The organism is Pseudomonas sp. FW507-12TSA (assembly GCF_058781435.1).
Genome location: NZ_JBYSWT010000001.1, coordinates 198,882 through 218,256, shown reverse-complemented (window position 1 = coordinate 218,256; position 19,375 = coordinate 198,882). Strand labels below are relative to the sequence as shown.

Sequence of the window (19,375 nt, the reverse complement as noted above, 5' to 3'; positions counted from 1 at the left end):
GGCCGTCTTCACAGGATCGGGGAAATCAGCCGCGCGACCCGCATGCCCAGTTGTTGCAGGCGGTGGGTCTGGCGGCTTTCTTCCTTGGCCACTTCCCGCGCCCTGGCGAAGTCGGCTTCCAGCATGTCCTGCACCTGAGTGGCGAAGCCTTCGTCCACGGTCAACAGCATCACTTCGAAATTCAGCCGGAACGAACGGTTATCCAGGTTGGCGCTGCCGATGGCGCTGATCTCGTTGTCGATCAACACCACTTTCTGGTGCAGGAAGCCGGGCTGGTAGCGGAACACCCGCACTCCGGCGCGCACCGCCTCGAAGGCGTACAGGCTGGAAGCGGCATAGACGATGCGATGATCCGGGCGTGCCGGCAGCAGGATGCGCACATCCACATCGCGCAATACCGCCAGGCGCAGGGCGGCGAACACCGCTTCATCGGGTATGAAATACGGACTGGTGATCCACACCCGCTCGGTGGCGGCGTGGATCGCCTCGACGAAGAACAGCGAGCAGGCTTCGTAGGCGTCGGCCGGGCCGCTGGCCAGCACCTGGCAGAGCACGCCGCCGTCGGGATAGGTGTCCGGCAGGATCAGCGGTGGCAGCTCGCGGGTGGCCCAGAACCAGTCTTCGGCGAATGACTCCTGCAGGCAGGCCACCACCGGGCCGCCGACCTGCACATGGGTATCGCGCCAGGGCGCCAGGGGCGGCTTCAGGCCCAGGTACTCGTCGCCCACGTTATGCCCGCCGACGAAACCCAGCATGCCGTCCACCACCACGATCTTGCGATGGTTGCGGAAGTTGACCTGGAAGCGGTTGAGCCAGCCGCTGCGGGTGGCGAAGGCGTGTACCTGGACTCCAGCGTCGCGCAGGGCCTGCACATAGCTGGCCGGTAGCGAGTGACTGCCGATGCGGTCGAACAGCAGGTGGATCGTCACGCCTTCCCGGGCCTTCTCCAGCAACAGGCGCTGCAGGCGCCGGCCCAGTTCGTCGTCATGGATGATGAAGAACTGGATCAGCACCGCCTTGTGGGCGCGGCGGATGGCATTGAAGATCGCCTCGAAGGTGGCATCGCCGTTGACCAGCAGCCGCACCTGGTTATTGGCCAGGCAGGGCATGCGCCCCAGCTTGGGCATGGCCCGCAGTGCGGCGTAGGCCTTGGACGCGCGGGCGGTGAGGGCTTCTTCGACCCAGGGCCGCCAGTTCAGGTCGTTGATGGCCTTGTGCATTTCCACGTTGGCCTGGCGCCGCGCCTGGATGTAGGCATCGAAAGTACTGCGGCCGAATACCAGGTAGGGAATCAGCGTCAGGTAGGGCATGAACAGTAGCGACAGGGCCCAGGCGATGGCGCCTTGGGCGGTGCGGACCGTGAGCACTGCATGGATTGCGGCGATCAGCCCGAGAAAATGCAGCAGTGCGATGAGATAACCGAAAGGGTGTGGGCCAAAATAATCCATGGGGCAGCCATGCTCCTGAAGATTCGATGCCGGGGTATCCGTTAACAGACCACGATCCTGAGCGAATGTCGCTATTTTCTTGCCCATGCAACGCCGGGCCCTGGCCGAAGTCTAACGGCCACTATTGTCTAGGAGTCATTCGATGAAACTTCGTTTACTGGGTTGGGCCTTGGCTGCGGGGTTGGCGCTGCCGGTGGTGGCGCAGGCGCAGGTGCTGCAGCCGGGCTTGTGGGAGCTGACCAGCAGCAACATGAAGATCGATGACCAGAACCTGCCGGACCTGTCGCTGATCCTCGGCCAGTTGCAGCAACAGATGACGCCGCAGCAGCGGGCCATGCTGGAAAAGCAGGGCGTGACCATGGGCGGCAAGGGTATTCGCGTTTGCCTGACCCCAGAGCAGGTGAAGTCCGACACCATCCCGCTGCAGGACCCGCAATCGGGTTGCCAGCAGCAAGTCACCGAGCGCAACGGCAACCAGTGGAAGTTTCGCTTCAGCTGTCCCAAGGCCCAGGGCAGTGGCGTGGCGAAGTTCATCAGCGACCGTGAATTCACCACCAACGTGATCGGCACCTTCAACGCCACCGGCATGCAGCAGAAAGGCAGCATGGATACCCGTGCAGTGTGGCTCGGCCAGGATTGCGGCACGGTCAAGCCGCGCGCTTCCTGAGCCCAGGGCAGGGCGGCTAGCGGGTGAAGCGCAGGGGCAAGCCCTGGCAATCCTCGTTCAAGCGGCCCTGGTGCCAGGCCAGCTGCCCGGAGACCAGGGTGGTACTCACGCTATGCCGCCAGCGCTGGCCACTGAAGGGCGTCCAGCCGCAGCGGGCCAGGATCGGTTGCTCGTCCACCGCCTGGCCTGACGGTTCCGGGCGAACCAGCACCAGGTCGGCCCAGTAGCCTTCTCGCAAGTAGCCACGGTCGGGAATGGCGAACAGGTCGGCCACCCGGTGGCTGGTCTTTTCCACCAGGGTGGTCAACGGCAGCACGCCGTCGGCCACCAGTTCCAGCAGCGCCGGTAGCGCGTGTTGCACCAGTGGCAGCCCGGCTGGGGCGCGGGTGTAGGGCAGTTGCTTCTGCGCCCAGGTGTGGGGCGCATGGTCGGTGCCGATGACATCCAGGCGCTGGCTGTTCAGGGCCTGGCGCAGGGCGTCGCGGTCAGCCTGGGACTTGATCGCCGGGTTACATTTGATCAGGTGCCCCAGGCGTGAGTAATCCCGGTCATCGAACAACAAGTGATGCACGCAGACTTCGGCGGTGATGCGCTTTTGTGCCAGGGGCCGGTCCTCGAACAGCGCCAGTTCCCGGGCGCTGGTCAGGTGCAGCACATGCAGGCGGGTGCCGTGGCGCCTGGCCAGGGCCACGGCCATGGATGAGGAGCGATAGCAGGCGTCGGCGTCGCGGATGCGTGGATGGGCGGCGGCGGGAATCTGTTCACCATACAACTGCTGCCAGCGTTGCTGGCGGACCTGGATGCTCGGCGTGTGTTCGCAGTGGGCCAGGAGAATGGTCGGCACCTGGCGAAACAAGCGATCCAGCACCTGGGGGTCGTCCACCAGCATGTTGCCGGTGGAAGCGCCCATGAACACCTTGACCCCGGCTACGGTAGTGGGATCGAGGGCGGCGATGATGTCGAGGTTGTCGTTGCTGACCCCGAAGTGAAAACCGTAGTTGGCCACCGAGTGTTTGGCCGCGCGGCGTTGCTTGTCTTCCAGCGCCTCGAGGGACAGGGTCGCGGGCGAGGTGTTGGGCATGTCCATGAAGCTGGTGATGCCGCCGGCCACCGCCGCCCGTGACTCGCTGTGCAAGCTGCCCTTGTCCGGCGCGCCGGGTTCGCGAAAGTGCACCTGGTCATCGATCATGCCCGGCAGCAGCCACTGGCCCTGGGCGTCGATCTCCAGCTCGGCGCTCAGGTGGTCGAGGCTGCCGATGGTTTCGATGCGACCGTTGTGCACCAGCAGGTCGGCCTCGAACTGTCGCCCTTCGTTCACCAGGCGGGCGTTGCGGATGAGGATTCGGCCCATGTTCAAAACTCGTTCTGCAGGGCCTTGTAGCCACGCACCAGGTCGACGTTGGTACGCGCCACGTCCTCGGAAAACTCCGAGGCGCTGACGCTCACCGGGGGAAACTGCCCGAGGTCGGTCTTGGGCCCGATACGGGTGGTGGAGGGTACGTAGAAACCCTGGGGCAGGTCGCGTCCGTCCACCACCGAGTTGTGACGCACTACGCTGCCGTCGCCGACCACGCAGTTGAACAGCACGCTGTTGAAACCGATGAACACCCGATCACCGACCACGCACGGACCGTGGACGATGGAGCGGTGGGCGATGGAGCTGTACTGGCCGATGGTCACCGCCGCGCCGGATTTGGAATGGATCACCACGCCGTCCTGGATGTTCGAATTGGCGCCGATGGTGATGGCTTCCATCTGGCCGTCGGCATCCACCTCGTCGGCGCGGATCACGGCATAGGGGCCGACGAAGACGTTCTCGCCGATCACCACCTTGCCGCAGATGATGGCGGTCTTGTCCACGTAGGCGGATTCGGCGATCACCGGCAGGTCGCCGGATGGGTTCTTACGGATCATGGCGCGGGTCCTTCAAGGGAGAACTGATGACTTCCACCGCGCCATCGCGAATGGCGTTGTAGAAACAGTTGGGGCGCCCGGTGTGGCAGGCCGGCCCGCTCTGCTGTACCAGCAACAGCACGGCATCGCCGTCGCAATCCAGGCGAGCCTCCACCAGGCGCTGGCGATGCCCGGAACTCTCGCCCTTGCGCCACAGGCAGCGGCGCGAACGCGACCAGTAGCAGACCTGGCCGCTGGCCAGGGTCTGGGCCAGGGCTTGGCGATTCATCCAGGCCAGCATCAGCACGGCGCCGGTATCGTGGCATTGGGCGATGGCGGCGATCAGGCCGTCGGCGTTCCAGGGCAGGGCATCGAGCACCTCGGTCAATGGCCAGCGGCTGCCCCGGGGTGCAGCTTCCAGGTCCAGCAGCGATAGCGGTGGAGTCGGGTTCATGGCTGGCTCAGGGCCTGGTACAGGGTGTCGAGATTGGCCTGGAACAGGCCGGTGAAGGTGCTCGCCGGGCCACTGGCGGCCAGCGCATCGGAATACAAGGTGCCGCCGATGCGCGCGCCGCTTTCTGCGGCGATCTGCTTGAGCAGGCGCGCGTCCTTGATGTTCTCCATGAACACCGCCTTGACCTTGGCTGCGCGGATCTGGGTGATCAGCGCGGCGACTTCCGCCGCCGAGGGCTCACGCTCGGTGGACAGGCCCTGGGGTGCGAGGAACTCGATACCGTAGGCCTGGCCCAGGTAACCGAAGGCATCGTGGGAGGTAACGATCCGCCGATTGCCCGGCGGCAGGGCGCCGAGCTTGGCCTTGGCTTCGGCCAGCAGCTGGTAGATGCGCTTGAGGTAGGCCTGGCTGTTGCGTTCGTAGTCGCTGCGATGGGCCGGGTCGGCGGCGATCAGCGCCTTGGTGATGTTGTTCACATAAAGTTCGCTGTTGGCCAGGTTGTGCCAGGCGTGAGGGTCGGGGATTTTCTCGCCGTCTTCTTCCAGGCTGCGCGGGATCACGCCACGGCTGGCGGTAATCACGGTGGCCGGGGTAGCGGTACTGGCGACCAGGCGGTCGAGCCAGGGTTCGAAGCCCAGGCCGTTCTTGATGATGAGCCGGGCACCGAGCAGCGCCTTGGCATCGTCCGGCGTGGGTTCATAGGTGTGGGCGTCTTCGTCGGCACCCACCAGGTTGCTGATCCGTACATGCTCGCCACCGACCTCGCGGGTCATGTCGGCGAGAATGCTGAAACTGGTGACCACGGCAATTTTGTCCGCCGCCTGGGCACTGGATAAGCACAGGGAGAGCAGCAGGCTGGACAGCACGAGTAGGGCGCGCATCGGCAAGAACCTCACAGGGATGAAGGCAGGGGCGGGCGGTGCAGCAGGCCGTGGACCGGACCGAACACCACCGACAGCAAGTACCAGCCGCCGGCTATCAGCACGATGGCCGGGCCGCTGGGCAGGGAGTAGTGGAACGACAGCAAGAGGCCGAGCCACACCGACAGGCAGCCCAGGGCTGCGCTGATACCGATCAGTGCTGGCAGGCGCCGGCTCCAGAATCGCGCAGCGGCGGCTGGCAGCATCATCAGGCCCACCACCATCAAGGCCCCGATGGCCTGGAAGCCGATCACCAGGTTGAGCACCACCAGGGTCAGGAACAGTCCATGGGCCAGGGGGCCGAGTCGGCTGACGCTGCGCAGGAACAGCGGATCGAGGGTATCCAGCAGCAGTGGCCTGTAGATCAGGGCCATGGCCAGCAGGCTGACGACCGAGACGATCAACATGCCGTCCAGGGTCGGCCCATCCACTGCCAGGGCTGAGCCGAACAACAGGTGCAGCAGATCCAGGCGCTTTCCGGCCAGTCCGAGAATCAACACGCCGGCGGCCAGGGAGATCGGGTAGATGGCCGCAATGCTGGCGTCTTCCCGTAGCCCGGTGCGCCGGGTGATCCAGGCCGCCAACCCGGCCATGCCCAGTCCCGCGCCAAGCCCTCCGAGGGTCAGTGCCGGCAGGCTCAGGCCAGCGAACCAGAAGCCCAGGGCCGCCCCGGGGAGAATGCCGTGGGCCACCGCGTCGCCAATCAGGCTCATGCGCCGCAGGATCAGGAACACACCCAGGGGAGCGGTGCTACAGGCCAGGAGCAGGCCGCCGAGCAAAGCTCGGCGCATGAACATGAACTCGTTGAAGGGCTGCCAGAGGTGGCTGATGAGGTGCATCAAGCCACCTGCCCGGGCGGGCTGTGGGTGATCAGCTCATGGCTGGGGGCGAACACACAGCCGCTGTGCTTGAGCAGCAGGGCCTGGGGAATATGCTGGCGCACCGCGGGCAGGTCATGGCAGACCACCACCAGGGTGCGGCCCTGGGCGTGCCAACGATGCAGGTGCTGCCAAAGCAGGGCCTGCCCGGACTCGTCGAGGGCGGCATGGGGTTCGTCCAGCAACAGCAAGGGCGCTTCGGTGAGGGTCAACCGGGCCAGCAGCGCGCGTTGCAACTCTCCGCCGGACAGGGCCATCAACGGACGTTTCTCCAGGCCTTGCAGCTGCCAGTCGATGAGCACCTCTTCAAGTTTGTACGCCCGGCGGGCAGCGCTCTCACGTTTGCCCCACAGGCCGGCGAGTACCAATTCCGCCAGGCTGATGGGGAACTGCCGGTCCAGGTGCTGTTGCTGGGGCAGGAAAGCCAGGCCGCCACGGCCGGGCTCGCTGCGCGCCACCTGTCCCGAGAGCGGCTTTTGCAGGCCGGCGAAGACTTTCAGCAAGCTGCTTTTACCCGAGCCGTTGGCGCCAATGATCGCGCTCAGGCTGCCACTCGCCAGATGCAGATCCAGCGGTGGAGTCAGGGGCTGGCCTGGCGGCCCCCAGCGCAAGGCGTGGCAGCGCAGCATCAGGCCTCCCAGTTCCAGCGGCTTTCCGCCACGGCGTCATGGGCGTGCAGGCTTTCTGCATGTACCACTCGCAGGGCGAAGGCGTTGATTCCGGGAGAGCGGCGCAGGGCCAGGTTGAGGCGGCGAGCGGCGTCTTCGCAGAACATCAGGTTCTGTCCGTTGGCCAGGGCAAAGGCCTGCTCGTCGGCCCGTTTGACGGCGGTTTGCACGGCGGTGCCCAGGGCGTTCTCGGCGTCGTCGATCACCGCGATCAGCGGTAATTCGTCGACGAAATTGTCCAGTTGCAGGCGCAGTTCAGCGTGGCTGCGCTGGCTGTGGGGCGTGGCGACGATGCCTTGGGACGACCCCAGCCAGGCCAGGACTTCGGCATGTTGCAAGGTCTTGTTGGCGAAGTCGTCGACGAATTGCTGCTGGATAAGCTGCCGCGCAAGCGCTGCAGAGCAGGGGCACGTTGAGGAATAGGGCACGTCGATTTTTAGTTCCACGTGGAACATCGCATTTTTTAAACGCGCTTCGATGCTCAGCGGATAGCGTTTCCAGCCAGCCAATGGGCTGACCAAGGCTGGGCGCTTGAGCAGCAGGTCCAGGTGAAGGCGCAGGTAGGCGTGTTGCGCCAGGCCTTCGTGGCTGTCGAGGAAGCGTTGCAGCACCCGGCGCAGCAAGGCCGGATTCAGGTTCTGCTGCTCCAGCATCTCCAGGGCCAGGTACAGGCGAGACATGTGGATGCCCCGGGCCTCGCCATCGTCGAGGCTGACCCCGGCGTCGGCCAGGGCGGCGGTTCGCTGGCCATCTATCACTACAGGTAAGGCGATGCCACACATGCCGACCCAGTCCAGTGGCAAGGCTTGGCGTGAGGCCTGCGCGGCGATATCCGGCAGAGTCAGCGCGTTCATGAGCAGGTCCGTCGTTGGAAAAGATTCGACATGTTATATTATAACAATACAGTCGATGAAAAGTTTTTCCTCAACGGTCATTCACCCTGCCTTGTGAGTACGGACGCTCCTTTATCTGCGGTAGTCGCCATGCATAGACGTCAATTGCTCAACCTGTTGTTGGCCGGTACGGCCCTGGTGTTCCCCTGGAGTGTCGGGGCTACGCAGATCCTAAGTGCGCGGCTGTGGAACTCCGCCGACAAGCTGCGCCTGGTGCTGGATCTGAGTGGCCCGGTGCACTACAAGACCTTCACCCTGAGCGCTCCCGAGCGGCTGATCGTCGACCTGAGCGGCGCGCGCCTGAATGGTGACTTCAGCCAGTTGGCCCTGGCCAACACGGTGATCCGCTCGATCCGGTCCGGACACTTCGGCCAGGGCGACACGCGAATCGTCCTCGACTTGAACCAGCCGGTGCAGCTCAACAGCTTCCTGTTGCCGCCCCAGGATGGCCAGGGTCATCGCCTGGTGCTGGATTTGGCCAGTAGTACCCGGGTCGCTCCCGGCATCGCCGCAGCCGCGGTCCCTGCTGCCAAACCCCAGGCCCCGGCGGACCGGGCCCATCCCAAGCGCGACATCATCGTGGTGGTGGACCCCGGGCATGGCGGCAAGGACCCGGGAGCCGTGGGCGCCAGGGGCGAGCGCGAGAAGGACGTAGTGCTGTCCATCGCCCAACTGCTGGCCAAGCGGCTCAAGCGCGAGAAGGGTTTCGACGTGAAGCTGGTGCGCAATGACGACTTCTTCGTGCCCCTGCGCAAGCGGGTGGAGATCGCCCGCAAGCACAAGGCCGACATGTTCATTTCGGTACATGCCGATGCCGCGCCGCGCCTGACCGCTTCCGGGGCCTCGGTGTTCGCCTTGTCCGAAGGCGGGGCGACGTCGGCCACTGCGCGTTTCATGGCCCAGCGGGAAAACGGTGTCGACCTGCTAGGGGCCAGCAGCTTGCTCAATCTCAAGGACAAGGATCCGATGCTGGCGGGGGTGATCCTGGATATGTCGATGAACGCCACCATCGCCGCCAGCCTGCAGTTGGGTGGCACGGTGCTCGATAGCTTGTCGGGGATCACCAGCCTGCACCAGAAGCGCGTGGAGCAGGCCGGGTTCGCGGTGCTCAAGTCTCCGGACGTGCCATCGATCCTGGTGGAGACCGGCTTCATTTCCAACAGTCGTGACAGTCAGCGCCTGGTGACCGCGCGGCACCAGCAGGCGATCGCCGATGGCTTGTTCCAGGGCTTGCAGCGTTATTTCGAGAAGAACCCACCGGTCAACAGCTACATGGCCTGGCTCCAGGAAACCAGGAGCCATCAGGCCTAGGCCGCCCTCAGCAACCAGTGATGCGGCTGCAGGTGAACTGCCCACGGCTGCCGCCGGAACTGGAGAACCGGTTGCGGGTGGTCCAGCCCACCCGTTGGCTGTAGCCGACCCAGGCCTCGCCGTCGGAGGCCAGGCCGGTGAAGAAGGTCAGCTGGCCGTAGCGGCTGCTGGTCTGGGCCCAGTAGCGCTTGCCGATCACTTCGAAGCCCCGCAGGTAGAGGGTGTTGCCGGCGGTGGCGACGCTATAGGCGTTGCCCAGCGGATCGACGCAGGCCAGCAGGTTGGCACTGCGGGTGCAGTTGGCCAGGCTGTCGGGGGCGGCGGCTGCGGCGTGGCCGGTGAGCAGCAAGCCGCAAAGCAGGGCAGGCAGGAATGGACGCATGGCGATTCTCAAGGCGGCAGGAGCGCAGCATCGCGCCCTTCGTCATGTCGGGCAAGAGAAGGTTGGCGAAATTGCATTGTTATAATATAACATAAAAACCAACCCGATCCGTGACCCGCCATGACTGAACAAGACCTGCTCGCCCAGCCCGATACGCACTACATGAACGAAGCCCAGCAAGGCTTCTTCCGCGAACTGCTGCTGGCACAGCGCAATGAATTGCAGGAACGCATCTGCGGCGAATTCGACCTGCTACGCGAGCAGGAGGTCCACAGCGACCCGGCGGATATCGGCAGCGCCGAGGAACAGCATCAATGGCAACTGCGCCTGCTGGAGCGGGAAAAGAAGCTGCTGGACAAGATCGATGAAGCCCTGGAGCGCCTGGTCCGTGGCGAATACGGCTGGTGCCGCGATACCGGCGAGCCCATCGGCCTGCGGCGCTTGCTGCTACGGCCCACCGCCACCTTGTGTATCGAAGCCAAAGAACGCCAAGAGCTGCGCGAACGCCATCAACGGGCGCTTTGAGCCAGCCGCGAACCTGATGAGGAACCACCCATGAACGAACGTCTTCCCGTTACCGTGCTGTCCGGCTTTCTCGGCGCCGGCAAAAGTACCTTGCTCAATCATGTGCTGCGCAACCGCGACAACCTGCGGGTGGCGGTGATCGTCAACGACATGAGTGAAATCAACATCGACGGCAGCGAAGTGCAGCGTGATGTCAGCCTCAATCGCGCCGAAGAAAAACTGGTGGAGATGAGCAACGGCTGCATCTGCTGCACCCTGCGCGAAGACCTGCTGGAGGAGGTGGGCAAGCTGGCCCGCGACGGCCGTTTCGACTACCTGCTGATCGAATCCACCGGTATTTCCGAACCGTTGCCGGTGGCGGAAACCTTCACCTTCCGCGATGAGTCCGGCCAGAGCCTGGCGGACATCGCGCGGCTCGACACCATGGTCACCGTGGTCGACGGCATGAACTTCCTGGTGGATTACCAGGCCGCGCACAGCCTGGCCTCGCGGGGGGAAACCCTGGGCGAGGAAGACGAGCGCTCGATCACCGACCTGCTGATCGAGCAGGTGGAGTTCGCCGATGTGATCCTGGTGAGCAAGATCGACCTGATCAGCAGCCAAGAGCGCCAGGAACTGCTGGCGATCCTGGCGCGGCTCAATGCCCAGGCAGAGATCATCCCCATGGTCATGGGCCAGGTACCGCTGGCGAAGATCCTCAATACCGGCCGCTTCGACTTCGAGCGAGCGGCCCAGGCGCCGGGCTGGTTGCAGGAGCTGCGGGGCGAACACGTGCCGGAAACCGAGGAATACGGTATCGCCTCCAGTGCCTATCGGGCCCGGCGACCGTTTCATCCACAGCGCTTCTTCGATTTCATCAACCGGCCCTGGAGCAACGGCAAGTTGCTGCGTTCCAAGGGCTTCTTCTGGCTCGCCAGCAAGTACCAGGAGGCGGGCAGCTGGTCCCAGGCCGGTGGCCTGATGCGCCATGGCTTCGCCGGCCGCTGGTGGCGCTTCGTGCCCAAGCAGCACTGGCCCCAGGACGAGGAAGGCACGGCGGCGATCATGCACAACTGGACTCCCGCCACCGGCGACTGCCGCCAGGAGCTGGTGTTCATCGGCCAGGACATCGATTTTGCCCAACTCACCGTCGAGCTGGACCAATGCCTGCTGGATGACGGGGAAATGGCCCTGGGCGTCGAGGCCTGGAGCTTGCTGGCCGATCCGTTCGGCCCCTGGCATGACGAGGAGGCCGCCTGATGCTGGCCTTGGGCGCGCCATTGACGCCGTTGGCCAGGCGTCCAGCGGCCTGGCCCCTGCTGGCCGGACGAGCGAGGGCGGCCCGGCGACCGGCGATCGGCTCGACCCCGGCGGTGCTGGCCGAAGTGCTCGCCGATGAGGTCAACCTCGGCCTCTGGCAGCGCCGGTTGCCGGCGCATATAGCAGATTTCGGCGAGCTGCTGCTGTCGTTGAACGAGCCGCTGGCGGAGTCCCTGAGCCTGGAATTGGCCGACGAGGACGCGGTGCCGAATTTGCGCGGGTTGGCGTCAGGGTTCAGCGACTTGCAGGGATATGACGGCTTTATCGCCGATGTTTCCTGGTTGGTCAGTGCTTTTTCCTGCCTGCTGGGCGCCCGCCGCGTAGGTTTGCGCTTGAGGGCGCTGGACAAGGCCATGTGTCCGCGTTTCCACGTCGATCATGTACCGATGCGCCTGATCACCACCTATGCCGGTATTGGTAGCCAATGGCTGCGCGAAGGCGCAATGGATCGCCGGCAACTGGGCCAACCCGAGGCTGAGCCCCGGGATCCGGTGCTGATCCAGCAGATCGCCAGCGGTGCGGTCGCGCTGTTCAAGGGGGAGAAGTGGCATGGCAACGAAGGCTTCGGCCTGATTCATCGCTCCCCGCAGCCAGCGCCCGGCGAGCGCCGGTTGATCCTGACCCTGGACTGGCTGGGCTGACAGGCCGCTGCCGCAGGTTGCGCAAGCTTCGGCGCCGGGGCTGTCCCGGCCCCCAGGCAGCTCCTATGCGCAGAAGGCTACGGGCGAGCGGATTTTCGCCAGGGCCGGGAAGGGCGTAGCATCGCTTCACGGCTTTTTCGGATTTCTCCCCCATGCTGCAGAACATCCCCACCCACGTGATTGCCGGGCCCCTGGGCGCCGGCAAGACCAGCCTGATTCGCCATCTGCTGGAGCAGCGGCCAGCCAACGAGCGCTGGGCGATATTGATCAACGAGTTCGGCCAGATCGGCCTGGATGCAGCCTTGCTCAGCCGTGATGACGACGGTATCGCCTTTGGTGAGGTGGCCGGTGGCTGCCTGTGCTGCGTCAGCGGTGCGCCGTTCCAGGTCGGATTGGGGCGTCTGCTGCGCAAGGCCCAGCCCGATCGGCTGTTCATCGAACCCTCTGGCCTCGGTCATCCGGTGCAACTGCTCAAGCAGCTGGCGCAGGCGCCCTGGCAAGGCGTGCTGGCTTTGCAGCCATGCGTGCTGGTGCTCGACGCCCAGGCCCTGGCTGCGGGCCAGCCGTTGCCGGCGGCGCAGTCGCAAGCGCTGCCCGAAGCGGGCCTGCTGGTATTGAACAAGGATGAACTGCTCAGCGCCGACGATCGGCTGCGGGTGCTGGAGTTGCTGCCGGGGCGGCCGCTGTTCTGGACACGCCACGCGGCTTTGCCGCTGGCCGAGCTGCCGGGGTTGAGCGTCACTGCCCAGGCTGCCCTGGAGCCGCCCGAGCTGCCCCATGGCCTGGCGCAACTACCGGCGGTGTGGAGTGATCCGACGCAGCCGATCTGCCTCAGCCAGGCCCAGGAGGATGGCTGGAGCATCGGTTGGCGCTGGCATCCGGGCCAGCAGTTCGACCTGGCGCGGATCGATCACTGGCTACAGAACCTCGATTGGCGTCGGGCCAAGCTGGTGATCCATAGCGCCGAGGGTTGGCGCTCGGGCAATGGCCTGGATAACTCGCCATTCAATTGGCTGCCCAGCGAGTGGCGGCGGGATTCGCGCCTGGAGCTGATCTTCGCAGAGCCTCAGGATGTGACCGCGCTGCAAGCCAGCCTGGCGCAGTGCCGCGTGTAGGGGCGCGAACGAGGGCTGTTCAAGAAGTGATCAGTTACGCTTGCGGTGCTCTTCGCGCCACTGGCTCAGTTCGATGATCTCGGCGCTGGGCAGTGGCTCCTTGACCTCAAAGGGATAGGGCGCCAGCTCGATATGCGCGCTATGGGCGCCGAATTGGGTGATAGTCCCCGAATGGCGGGTCTCGCCGGTCACCGTGAACTCGAAATTGTAGATCCGCGCCAGGCGCCGGCGGCCCTTGGCATCCTTGACGAAGCCGATGCGCTTGAGGGCCACGTTGCCGTCCAGCAGTTCGATATCGAGCCGGGCGCAATGCTGCTTGACCCGCTCCAGTGCCCGCTCGCGCAGGCCGTGGTTGTGCCACAACCAGGCAGCGCCGGTTGCCAGCAACATCAAGACAAAGATGTTTCCAAGGGTCAGCATGAAGGTGTGCTCCAACGAAGTGACATCAGCTTAACTGCGTCTCCGGTCTGTCGTACAGGCTGCGTTTAGTCGCATACTGCGCGGCTTGAATTCTCCCGGTTCTATGGAAAATCCTGCATGAAACGTACGCCCCACCTGCTTGCGATCCAGTCCCATGTGGTTTTCGGCCACGCCGGTAACAGCGCTGCGGTATTTCCCATGCAGCGGGTGGGGGTGAATGTCTGGCCCTTGAACACGGTGCAGTTTTCCAACCACACGCAGTATGGCCAATGGGCCGGGGAAGTGCTGGCGCCCAGGCAGATTCCCGAGTTGGTCGAGGGCATCGCCGCCATCGGCGAGCTGGGCAACTGCGACGCGATCCTCTCCGGCTACCTGGGCAGCGCGGCCCAGGGCCGGGCGATCCTCAGCGGCGTGGCGCGGATCAAGGCGGTCAATCCCAAGGCCTTGTACCTGTGCGACCCGGTGATGGGCCACCCGGAGAAGGGCTGCATCGTGCCGGAGGAAGTCAGCGACTTCCTGCTCGACGAGGCGGCGGCCATGGCGGATTTCCTTTGCCCCAACCAGCTGGAACTGGACAGCTTCTGCGGGCGCAAGCCGCAATCGTTGTTCGATTGCCTGGCCATGGCTCGCTCACTGCTGGAAAGGGGGCCCAAGGCCGTGCTGGTCAAGCACCTGGACTACCCCGGCAAGCTGGCCGACGGCTTCGAGATGCTGCTGGTGACCGCCGACGGCAGCTGGCACCTGCGGCGTCCGCTGCTGGCCTTCCCGCGCCAGCCGGTGGGGGTGGGCGACCTGACTTCGGGCCTGTTCCTGGCCCGGGTGCTGCTGGGCGACAGCCTGGTGGCTGCGTTCGAGTTCACCGCCGCGGCTGTGCACGAGGTGCTGCTGGAAACCCAGGCCTGCGCCAGCTACGAGCTGGAACTGGTGCGCGCCCAGGATCGTATCGCCCATCCCCGGGTACGTTTCGAGGCTGTGCCGATCGGCATTTGACCGGCCCCTGCCTCAGGCTTGCTCGGAGAATTGCACCGTCGGCGCCGGTTGCCGAAAGCCCCGGGTATGTACGGCCAGGTAACCCAGGCCCAGGGCGAACCAGGCCAGGCCGATGCCCAGGGTCAGGGCCGAGAGGCTGGTCCAGAGCCAGACGATCAGGCCAAAGCCGATCAACGGCAGCAAGCCGTAGCGCAGCAGGTACTCGGCGCTGCGTGGCTGGCCCTGGCCCAGGTGGCTCTTGATCACCGCCAGGTTGACCACGGAGAACGCCACCAGCGCGCCGAAGCTGATCATCGACGCCAGGGTGGTCAGGTCGATCACCACCGCCAGCAGCGATACCAGCGAAATCAGCACGATCGCCGTCACCGGCGTCTTGTAGCGCTCCGAGAGAGTGCCGAACACCTGTGGCGGCAGGATGCCGTCGCGGCCCATGCTGAACAGGATGCGCGAGACCGAGGCCTGGGACGCCAGCGCCGAGCCCGCTGCGCCAGCCACGTAGGTGGCGGTGAAGAACATTTCCAGGAAGCGTCCGCCGGTGCGCAGCATGACTTCGCTGGCGGCCGAGTCGGCGTTGTCGAAACGGCTGCCGGGCAATGCCAGCTGGCTGGCCATGGCCAGCAGGATGAACAGCAGGCCGGCGCCCAGGGTGGTGATGAGGATGGCCCGGGGGATGTCCCGGCGCGGGTCGCGGGTTTCCTCGGCCAGGGTCGACACCGCGTCGAAGCCCAGGAACGACAGGCACAGCACCGCCGCTCCCGCCATCAATGGCAACAGCCCGGGCTGGCTGCCATCGCCGCTCCACGGAGCGCCGAGGTCCAGCTCCGGGGCGCCGGCCAACTGGCGCACCACCAGGGCCAGGAACACCACGACGAATACCAGTTGGGCGCAGACGATCAGGTTGCTCATGCTCGATACCGAGCCGATGCCCCGGATGTTCAACAGGGTCACCAGGGCGATGGTCGCCACCACGAACACCCAGGCGGGCACGGCGGGGAAGGCCAGGTTGAGAAACAAACCGATCACCAGGTAATTGATCATCGGCAGGAACAGGTAGTCGAGCAGCAGCGACCAGCCGGCAAGAAAGCCGATTCCCGGGCCGAAGCTCAAGCTGGCATAGGAGTAGGCCGAACCGGCAATTGGATATTTCTTGACCATCACGCTGTAGGAGCGGGCGGTGAAGAGCATCGCCAGGAGAGTGATCACGTAGGCGGCTGCGGTACGCCCGCCGGTCATCTGGGTGACCACGCCGTAGGTGGTGAAGACGGTGAGCGGCACCATGTACACCAGGCCGAAGAACACCAGGGCCGGCAAGCCGAGGATGCGCCGTAGCGCGGTGCCCTGGGCACTGTGGGTGAAGTCGCCGAGATCGTTGGCAGACGACAGAGACGGACTGCTGGGCAGGGGATCGGCGCTGGGCATTGTTATTGTTCTCACGCGTTCGTTGGCTCGAAGGCTCCCGGGGCAGGGAGTGCGTTTGTGCCTTGCATGATGATTCTGGCAGCGCTATCGGGCCGGTATAACCCTCTAAGTGGTCAAAAAGGGATCGATATGGCCATTCGGGATGACCGCATATACGGCCTTGGGGAAATGGAGGCTGGAGCGAGGGGGGAGAGCGCTGGCTGTTCGGGGGCAGGGGGACCGTCCGTGGTCCGGCGGGATCAGCGGTTGGCGATCATGGGCCGTCGGCCTTGATCTCCTGGTAGCGCTTTTCCAGTTCCTGGCGGATCTGCCGGCGCTGCTGGGCCTGGATGTAGCGGCGCTTGCCGTCGGCGGTCTGTGGTTGCAGCGGTGGAACCGGGGCCGGTTTGCGCTGATCGTCCATCGCCACCATGGTGAAGAAACAACTGTTGGTATGGCGCACCGAGCGCTCCTGGATATTCTCGGTCACCACCTTGATGCCCACCTCCATGGAGGTGTTGCCGGTGTAGTTGACCGAGGCCAGGAAGGTCACCAGCTCGCCGACATGCACCGGCTCGCGGAAGATCACCTGGTCCACCGAGAGGGTCACCACGTAGCGGCCGGCATAGCGGCTGGCGCAGGCGTAGGCGACTTCGTCGAGGTACTTGAGCAGGGTGCCGCCGTGGACATTGCCAGAAAAGTTGGCCATGTCGGGGGTCATCAATACTGTCATCGACAGTTGGGCGTTTCCGGGTTCCATAGCACGCTCACGGGTCAGGGCAGGGGTTGCTGGAGCACCTCTCTCGGGCGCTTGCTCCAAAGGGATTTCAAGCCATCGATAACGGGACGCCGGTCTGTGCCGCGCCGTCACGCTCCGGTGGATCTGTTTCCATATATTGCACCGCCTTCCGCCTGGAAATCGCAGTGTTACCCTGCAAAACACCCGTTCCAGGGGTTTTTCATCGCTCTTGCAGAGCACTTTCTTTCGACAGATCGGACCTTTCTTTTTCAGGGATCACTGACAAGGCAGCGACTGACGCCAGCGCAGGCGGCTTTTCAAACGCTCTCCCCGAGGATGGCCCCCGTCCAACATTCAAGGAGAACCTAGGTCATGCATGCCATCAGTTTCATTCAGGACCTGGCCGTGATCATGCTGGTCGCGGGTGTGGTGACCGTTCTCTTTCATCGATTCAAGCAGCCGGTGGTGCTGGGCTATATCGCCGCGGGCTTCATCATCGGGCCCCATACCCCGCCTTTCGGGCTGATCCACGACGAGCAGACCATCAAGACCCTGGCCGAGCTCGGGGTGATCTTCCTGATGTTCTGCCTGGGGCTGGAATTCAGCCTGCGCAAGCTGTTCAAGGTGGGCGCCACGGCGTTCATCGCGGCGTTCCTGGAAATCGTCCTGATGATCTGGATCGGCTACGAGATCGGCCGCTGGTTCGACTGGAGCACCATGGATTCGCTGTTCCTCGGGGCGATCCTGGCCATCTCTTCCACCACCATCATCGTCAAGGCGCTCAACGACCTGAAGATGAAGAACGAACGCTTCGCCCAGCTGATCTTCGGCGTGCTGATCGTCGAGGACATCCTGGGGATCGGCATCATCGCCCTGCTGTCGAGCATCGCGGTCAGCGGCACGGTGAGTTCCGGCGAGGTGTTCTCCACGGTGGGCAAGCTGTCGCTGTTCATGGTGGTGGCGCTGGTGATCGGCATCCTGCTGGTACCGCGCCTGCTGGCCTACGTGGCGAAGTTCGACAGCAACGAGATGCTGCTGATCACCGTGCTGGGCCTGTGCTTCGGATTCTGCCTGCTGGTGGTACGCCTGGAATACAGCATGGTGCTGGGGGCGTTCCTGATTGGCGCGATCATGGCCGAGTCCCGTCAGTTGCTGAAGATCGAACGCTTGATCGAACCGGTTCGCGACCTGTTCAGCGCGATTTTCTTCGTGGCCATCGGCCTGATGATCGATCCGCAGATTCTCCTCCAGTACGCCTGGCCAATCGCGGTGATCACCGTGGCGGTGGTATTGGGCAAGATGCTGTCCTGCGGCATGGGCGCCTTCATCGCGGGTAACGATGGACGTACTTCGTTGCGAGTAGGGATGGGGCTGTCACAGATTGGCGAGTTTTCATTCATCATCGCCGCCCTTGGCATGACCCTGCAGGTCACCAGCGACTTCCTCTATCCCGTGGCGGTGGCGGTTTCGGCCATTACCACCCTGCTCACCCCCTACCTGATCAAGGCCGCCGACCCGCTGTCGTTGAAGCTGTCGGCGGTGCTGCCCAAGCGACTGAGCCGGGTGCTGGGAATGTACGGCGAGTGGTTGCGCAGTATTCAGCCCCAGGGCGAGGGCGCGCTGTTGGCATCGATGATCCGCAAGATCCTGCTGCAGGTAGGGGTCAACCTGGCGCTGGTGGTGGCAATCTTCTTTTCGGGCAGTTACTTCTCCAGGCGCATCGGCACTTACCTGCAGGACTGGATCAGTGATCCGGGCTGGCAGAAGGCGCTGATCTGGGGTGGTGCGCTGCTGCTGTCGCTGCCGTTCCTGATCGCCGCCTATCGCAAGCTCAAGGCGCTATCGATGCTGCTGGCGGAGATGGGGGTGAAGGCGGAAATGGCCGGGCGGCATACCCAGCGGGTGCGGCGGGTGATCGCCGAGGTGATCCCGGTCTTGTCGTTGCTGGTGATCTTCCTGCTGCTGTCGGCGTTGTCGGCGAGCATCCTGCCGACCCTGGAGCTGCTGGTACTGGTGACGATCGTGGCGGCGGCGGTGGTGGCGCTGCTGTGGCGCTGGTTCATCCGCGTGCATACACGGATGCAGGTGGCGTTGATCGAGACCTTCGACCAGAGCAAGGATGGTGGCGGGCATTGACCCTGCCTCTCGCCAGCAGGGCGCTGGCGAGGGATCCGGCGCCGCGACCGGGCTGGTCACGGCGTCATGGTTTCAGCTTTCCAGCCAGACGTCCCGCACCCAGTGCCACACCGATTCCCAGGAATCCTCGGTGATCAGCTCTTCCTCGCCGGACCACAGCACCACGGTGCCGTCTTCTTCTACGCAGTAGTAATCGTCACCGTCCTGGCAGATCGGGATCAGGTCCCGCGGCACGCCCATGTCCCAGGCGTTCGCCGCCACGTCGGGCAGGTAGGTGTGCGATTGCGGATCGGTGACGGTGACCGGCTCCAGGCTGCCGTAGACCACATCGCTGACCGTCAACAGGAACTCTTTGAAGACGAACGGGATATTGATGAACAGCTGTTCCTCGATTTCCACCAGCAGGTCTTCGTCCGGCAGCTCCAGGGGCACGGGTACCGGTTCGTTGGCTTCTCGGAGTTGTTCGATGACTTCTTCCACGGCCTGGGTCCTCTTAGCTCTATGGCGCGGTTGGTTGACGGCGGTTTATACAGTAGCTCGCTATAAGTGCAATCGGGAAATGCAAAACCCCGACCTGAGTCGGGGTTTTGCATTACAG

21 protein-coding genes are annotated in these 19,375 nt (G+C 64.4%); 8 read left to right on the top strand and 13 right to left on the bottom strand.

Annotation, left to right across the window (positions count from 1 at the left end):
- Positions 1-8: 8 nt before the first annotated feature.
- Positions 9-1,448, bottom strand: a complete 1,440-nt coding sequence (gene cls, locus AC3WK8_RS01030) for a cardiolipin synthase (protein WP_085594045.1) — start codon at positions 1,446-1,448, stop codon at positions 9-11.
- Positions 1,449-1,590: 142 nt separating this feature from the next.
- Here cls and AC3WK8_RS01025 point away from each other — a divergent pair, with 142 nt between their 5' ends.
- Entirely contained in the window at positions 1,591-2,115 is a 525-nt protein-coding gene (locus AC3WK8_RS01025) for a DUF3617 domain-containing protein (RefSeq protein WP_022641960.1), read from the top strand.
- Positions 2,116-2,131: 16 nt separating this feature from the next.
- Here the strand turns inward: AC3WK8_RS01025 and AC3WK8_RS01020 are convergent, their stop codons facing one another.
- From AC3WK8_RS01020 to folE2, 7 genes are read right to left on the bottom strand one after another with little or no spacing between them, the layout of a single operon-like run.
- Positions 2,132-3,466: a dihydroorotase gene (locus tag AC3WK8_RS01020; RefSeq protein WP_103324359.1), complete on the bottom strand. Its 1,335-nt coding sequence runs from the start codon at positions 3,464-3,466 to the stop codon at positions 2,132-2,134.
- A 2-nt stretch (positions 3,467-3,468) separates the two neighbouring features.
- Positions 3,469-4,029 carry a gamma carbonic anhydrase family protein gene (locus tag AC3WK8_RS01015; RefSeq protein WP_022641958.1) on the bottom strand — a complete coding sequence of 187 codons (561 nt, stop codon included), beginning with the start codon at positions 4,027-4,029 and terminating at the stop codon, positions 3,469-3,471.
- Complete coding sequence (gene hisI, locus AC3WK8_RS01010; protein ID WP_103324358.1) at positions 4,019-4,462, bottom strand: phosphoribosyl-AMP cyclohydrolase; 444 nt, start codon at positions 4,460-4,462, stop codon at positions 4,019-4,021. Before hisI ends, AC3WK8_RS01015 begins: the two co-directional genes overlap by 11 nt.
- Complete coding sequence (locus AC3WK8_RS01005; protein WP_053133458.1) at positions 4,459-5,343, bottom strand: metal ABC transporter substrate-binding protein; 885 nt, start codon at positions 5,341-5,343, stop codon at positions 4,459-4,461. Before AC3WK8_RS01005 ends, hisI begins: the two co-directional genes overlap by 4 nt.
- A gap of 11 nt (positions 5,344-5,354) precedes the next feature.
- Positions 5,355-6,221 carry a metal ABC transporter permease gene (locus tag AC3WK8_RS01000; RefSeq protein WP_103324357.1) on the bottom strand — a complete coding sequence of 289 codons (867 nt, stop codon included), beginning with the start codon at positions 6,219-6,221 and terminating at the stop codon, positions 5,355-5,357.
- Positions 6,221-6,889 carry a metal ABC transporter ATP-binding protein gene (locus tag AC3WK8_RS00995; protein WP_103324356.1) on the bottom strand — a complete coding sequence of 223 codons (669 nt, stop codon included), beginning with the start codon at positions 6,887-6,889 and terminating at the stop codon, positions 6,221-6,223. The genes AC3WK8_RS01000 and AC3WK8_RS00995 overlap by 1 nt, the downstream gene beginning before the upstream one ends.
- A complete protein-coding gene (gene folE2, locus AC3WK8_RS00990; protein WP_103324355.1) occupies positions 6,889-7,782 on the bottom strand; it encodes a GTP cyclohydrolase FolE2 in 894 nt (297 codons plus the stop codon). The genes AC3WK8_RS00995 and folE2 overlap by 1 nt, the downstream gene beginning before the upstream one ends.
- 129 nt (positions 7,783-7,911) lie before the next feature.
- On the opposite strand from folE2, the gene AC3WK8_RS00985 reads away from it, so the two are divergent.
- The gene (locus tag AC3WK8_RS00985) at positions 7,912-9,132 is read left to right on the top strand and encodes an N-acetylmuramoyl-L-alanine amidase (protein WP_103324354.1); all 1,221 of its coding nucleotides are present in this window, start codon (positions 7,912-7,914) and stop codon (positions 9,130-9,132) included.
- A 7-nt stretch (positions 9,133-9,139) separates the two neighbouring features.
- On the opposite strand, the gene AC3WK8_RS00980 is transcribed toward AC3WK8_RS00985, so the two are convergent.
- Positions 9,140-9,514, bottom strand: coding sequence for a hypothetical protein (locus AC3WK8_RS00980; protein WP_053133470.1), 375 nt, complete (start codon positions 9,512-9,514; stop codon positions 9,140-9,142).
- A gap of 120 nt (positions 9,515-9,634) precedes the next feature.
- On the opposite strand from AC3WK8_RS00980, the gene dksA reads away from it, so the two are divergent.
- The 4 genes from dksA (at position 9,635) to AC3WK8_RS00960 (ending at position 13,094) form a co-directional block, all read left to right on the top strand.
- Positions 9,635-10,039: an RNA polymerase-binding protein DksA gene (dksA, locus tag AC3WK8_RS00975; protein ID WP_103324353.1), complete on the top strand. Its 405-nt coding sequence runs from the start codon at positions 9,635-9,637 to the stop codon at positions 10,037-10,039.
- 30 nt (positions 10,040-10,069) lie between these two features.
- The gene (gene zigA / locus AC3WK8_RS00970) at positions 10,070-11,278 is read left to right on the top strand and encodes a zinc metallochaperone GTPase ZigA (protein ID WP_103324352.1); all 1,209 of its coding nucleotides are present in this window, start codon (positions 10,070-10,072) and stop codon (positions 11,276-11,278) included.
- Complete coding sequence (locus AC3WK8_RS00965; protein WP_103324351.1) at positions 11,278-11,979, top strand: DUF1826 domain-containing protein; 702 nt, start codon at positions 11,278-11,280, stop codon at positions 11,977-11,979. Before zigA ends, AC3WK8_RS00965 begins: the two co-directional genes overlap by 1 nt.
- A 152-nt stretch (positions 11,980-12,131) precedes the next feature.
- Positions 12,132-13,094 carry a CobW family GTP-binding protein gene (locus AC3WK8_RS00960; RefSeq protein ID WP_103324350.1) on the top strand — a complete coding sequence of 321 codons (963 nt, stop codon included), beginning with the start codon at positions 12,132-12,134 and terminating at the stop codon, positions 13,092-13,094.
- Between the two features lie 30 nt (positions 13,095-13,124).
- Here the strand turns inward: AC3WK8_RS00960 and AC3WK8_RS00955 are convergent, their stop codons facing one another.
- Positions 13,125-13,514 carry a DUF3301 domain-containing protein gene (locus AC3WK8_RS00955; protein WP_103324349.1) on the bottom strand — a complete coding sequence of 130 codons (390 nt, stop codon included), beginning with the start codon at positions 13,512-13,514 and terminating at the stop codon, positions 13,125-13,127.
- Positions 13,515-13,631: 117 nt separating this feature from the next.
- Between AC3WK8_RS00955 and pdxY the strand changes: the two genes are divergently transcribed.
- Positions 13,632-14,504: a pyridoxal kinase PdxY gene (gene pdxY / locus AC3WK8_RS00950; RefSeq protein ID WP_022641947.1), complete on the top strand. Its 873-nt coding sequence runs from the start codon at positions 13,632-13,634 to the stop codon at positions 14,502-14,504.
- Positions 14,505-14,516: 12 nt separating this feature from the next.
- Here pdxY and AC3WK8_RS00945 read toward each other — a convergent pair whose 3' ends face one another.
- Together AC3WK8_RS00945 and AC3WK8_RS00940 are read right to left on the bottom strand one after the other, a co-directional pair.
- Positions 14,517-15,923: an APC family permease gene (locus AC3WK8_RS00945; RefSeq protein ID WP_103324348.1), complete on the bottom strand. Its 1,407-nt coding sequence runs from the start codon at positions 15,921-15,923 to the stop codon at positions 14,517-14,519.
- A 253-nt stretch (positions 15,924-16,176) separates the two neighbouring features.
- Positions 16,177-16,662, bottom strand: coding sequence for an acyl-CoA thioesterase (locus AC3WK8_RS00940; RefSeq protein ID WP_031320745.1), 486 nt, complete (start codon positions 16,660-16,662; stop codon positions 16,177-16,179).
- Between the two features lie 351 nt (positions 16,663-17,013).
- On the opposite strand from AC3WK8_RS00940, the gene AC3WK8_RS00935 reads away from it, so the two are divergent.
- On the top strand, positions 17,014-18,777 hold the full coding sequence (locus AC3WK8_RS00935) for a cation:proton antiporter (RefSeq protein WP_085594071.1): 1,764 nt from the start codon (positions 17,014-17,016) through the stop codon (positions 18,775-18,777).
- Positions 18,778-18,849: 72 nt separating this feature from the next.
- Here AC3WK8_RS00935 and AC3WK8_RS00930 read toward each other — a convergent pair whose 3' ends face one another.
- Positions 18,850-19,257, bottom strand: a complete 408-nt coding sequence (locus AC3WK8_RS00930; protein ID WP_053133490.1) for an SMI1/KNR4 family protein — start codon at positions 19,255-19,257, stop codon at positions 18,850-18,852.
- Positions 19,258-19,375 lie beyond the last annotated feature (118 nt).